Origin of the sequence: uncultured Campylobacter sp. (assembly GCF_938045225.1) — a bacterium.
GTDB lineage: Bacteria > Campylobacterota > Campylobacteria > Campylobacterales > Campylobacteraceae > Campylobacter_A.
In genome coordinates, this window is sequence record NZ_CALINL010000016.1 from 1 (window position 1) to 3031 (window position 3031).

Annotated in this window: 3 protein-coding genes; 2 read left to right on the forward strand and 1 reads right to left on the reverse strand. The window is 47.2% G+C overall.

The genetic code is table 11. The features are described from left to right. Positions 1-884: FAD-binding protein (locus Q0200_RS01315; protein ID WP_297936864.1), on the forward strand; the 884-nt coding region annotated here is incomplete at its 5' end. Continuing rightward, positions 877-1596, forward strand: a complete 720-nt coding sequence (locus Q0200_RS01320) for a fumarate reductase iron-sulfur subunit (protein ID WP_297936866.1) — start codon at positions 877-879, stop codon at positions 1594-1596. The genes Q0200_RS01315 and Q0200_RS01320, both read left to right, overlap by 8 nt. 248 nt (positions 1597-1844) lie before the next feature. On the opposite strand, the gene murF is transcribed toward Q0200_RS01320, so the two are convergent. Continuing rightward, positions 1845-3031 (reverse strand): UDP-N-acetylmuramoyl-tripeptide--D-alanyl-D-alanine ligase (murF, locus tag Q0200_RS01325; RefSeq protein WP_297936868.1); only part of this gene is annotated, 1187 nt, incomplete at its 5' end.

Genomic DNA, 3031 nt, shown 5'->3' on the forward strand with positions numbered 1-3031 from the left:
TACCTATGCAGCACTACTCAATGGGCGGCATCAAGACAAAACCAACTGGCGAGAGCCCAACACTAGCTGGTCTATTTAGCGCTGGAGAGGCTGCTTGCTGGGATATGCACGGCTTTAACCGCCTTGGTGGTAACTCAGTTTCTGAGACAGTTGTCGCTGGTATGATCGTTGGTGATTATTTTGCAGATTATTGCGCTAGCCACGAGATCGAGATAAACACAGCTGATATCGAGAAATTTGTTAAAAAACAAGAAGACTATCTAAATAGCCTCGTCACAAAAGAGGGCAAATTTAACGTCTTTGATATCAAAAACAAGATGAAAGAGGTAATGTGGGAACACGTTGCGATATTTAGAACAGGCAAAGGTCTAGAGCTTGCTGTTAAAGAACTTGAAGCACTCTACAAAGAGTCACTTGATGTAAAAGTAAGCAACAAAGCACTATTTGGCAACCCAGAGCTTGAAGAGGCTTACCGCGTGCCAAAGATGCTAAAACTAGCACTTTGCATCGCAAAAGGTGCGCTTGATAGAACAGAGAGCCGCGGAGCGCACTGCCGCGAGGACTATCCGAAACGCGACGACTTAAACTGGCTAAACAGAACTCTAACTAGCTGGAAAGAGGGCGATACGCTACCGACTATCGTGTATGAGCCGCTTGATATTATGAAAATGGAAATTCCGCCGGCATTCCGCGGATACGGAGCTAAGGGTAACATCATCGAGCACCCAGATAGCGCTGTACGTCAAGCGCAGGTCGATGAAATCCGTGCCAAAATGGAAGCCGAAGGCAAGGGCAGATATGAGATCCAAGAAGCGCTAATGCACTATGATCTTCAGCCTAAATATAAAGCACCAAACGAAAGAGCAGGAATAGGATATGAGTAGAAAAATAACCATAAAAGCATTTAAATATAATCCGTTAAGCAAAATTTCAAAGCCGCATTTCGCGAGCTACGAGCTAGAGGAAACCGACGGCATGACGCTTTTTATAGCGTTAAATCAAATTCGCGAGAAATTTGACCCGGATCTTAGCTTTGACTTCGTTTGCCGCGCCGGTATATGCGGTAGCTGCGGTATGCTAGTTAACGGTACGCCAAAGCTTGCTTGCCGTACGCTAACCAAAGACTATCCAAACGGCGTGATCGAGCTTATGCCTCTGCCGGTATTTAAACTGCTAAAAGACTTAAGCGTAGACACGGGCAACTGGATGAACGCTATGAGTAAGCGCGTGGAGAGCTGGATACACACCGACCACGAGACCGATATCTCTAAGCTTGAGGAGAAAGTCGAACCTGAAGTCGCGCAAGAGGTATTTGAGCTTGACCGCTGCATCGAGTGCGGTATCTGCGTAGCTGCGTGCGGTACGGCTATCATGAGGCCTGATTTCATCGGTGCGGTCGGACTTAACCGCGTAGCTAGATTTAAAATCGACGCGCTTGATAAACGAACCGATGAGGACTTTTACGAGCTTATCGGCGACGATGACGGCGTATTTGGCTGTATGACGCTGCTAGGCTGCGAAGATAACTGCCCTAAACACCTCCCGCTACAAAGCAGGATCGCGTATATGCGCAGAAAGATGGCTGTAATAAAGTAGCCAAGGGGTCGTAAGACCCCTTTTTAAATTTAACTTCAAATTTGGGGTTAAATTTGAGTCGTTAAAATTTAACCACCCTATTTTATCTTTCATCTGCGGCAATCGGCGCTTGGTATAACCTGCATCTTGAAAAGGCATTTTTTCAAATCAATCTCCGCCGATGTGAGCAGAGTAAATTTCAAATCAAATTTGAGTAGCTAGAAGCGGCGCCACTAAATTTGACTGCGCCGCTCAAACCAAATTTACGCCTACATAAAGCTCGGCGCGTCGTTTGAAAAAAGGATAAAATCGCCCGCTTTGGTATTTTGCGCCAAGGCTTCTTGCATTTTTGATTTGTCCTTGATGACGATGACTTTTGGCCTGCTTAGGTGCTTTAGCAGCGCGACGGCGTTTAGCGAGCTTGTCAGCATAACGATATCAAAGGTTTTGTTTATGATCTTGCTTAGTTTTTCGTTCTCCTCGTCGCTGCTCTCCATGATACCGGGCGTCACGAGCACCTTGCGCCCTTCGTAGCCTGCGACTAGCTCGTAGCTCGCGCTCATACCGTTAAAGTTGCCGTTAAAACCGTCGTCGATGATGATTTTGCCGCCGGCATCGATACGCTCGAGTCTATGCTCGACGTTTTTTAAACGCGCAAGAGCGGAGGCGATCCTAGCTTCGTCTAGCCCCAGATATAGCGCGGTTTTGACGCAGACGGCTAGGTTTGCGGCGTTAAATTTACCAAGCAGCGGCGAAGCAAATTCCCTCTTGCCGAGCTTAAATTTGATCCCATCCAAGCTCGCCTCCACGCCGTTTAGATCTCTATCGTAAATTTCTATCTTTTCGCCCTCGTTTGCCTGCGTGCTACTGTGCACGAAAGCCTTTTCTAGGCGCTTTGAGCTAAGAGCCTCAAGCTTCGTGGCGCGGATATTTTCGAGCGTTTTAAAGTACTCGATATGTTGCGCACCGATCTCGCCGACGATTGCGATCTGCGGGTTCAAAAACTCCGTGATCTGCGCGATGTCGCCTTTTAGGCGTGCGCCCGCCTCGGCGATATATATCTGCGTACCGGCGGCAAGTTCGTTGTTTATGTCTTGGATAAGGCCTGCTAGCGTGTTTACGCTGCGAGGGGTTTTACGACAGACGAAATCGTTTTTAAGCAGCTCAAATAGGAAATTTTTGATGCTGGTTTTGCCAAAACTTGCCGTTATCATGATGATTTTAAGCTCCGGCATCAAGGCTAGCTTTTTGCGAGCGCTTTTTTCGTAGGCTTTAAATTTTGCCTTTTCCAGCAAAAAGCTAAGCGCGAAAGAGAGCACGAGCGGCAGGACGACGCCTAAATTCACGCGGTACTGCGTCGCTATATAAACGATGTAGCTAGCGATAACGGCAAGCGCTAAGATAACAAAAAATCGCTTGACTCGCGGCGTAAAAACCAGCTTTTTATCGAGTTTTT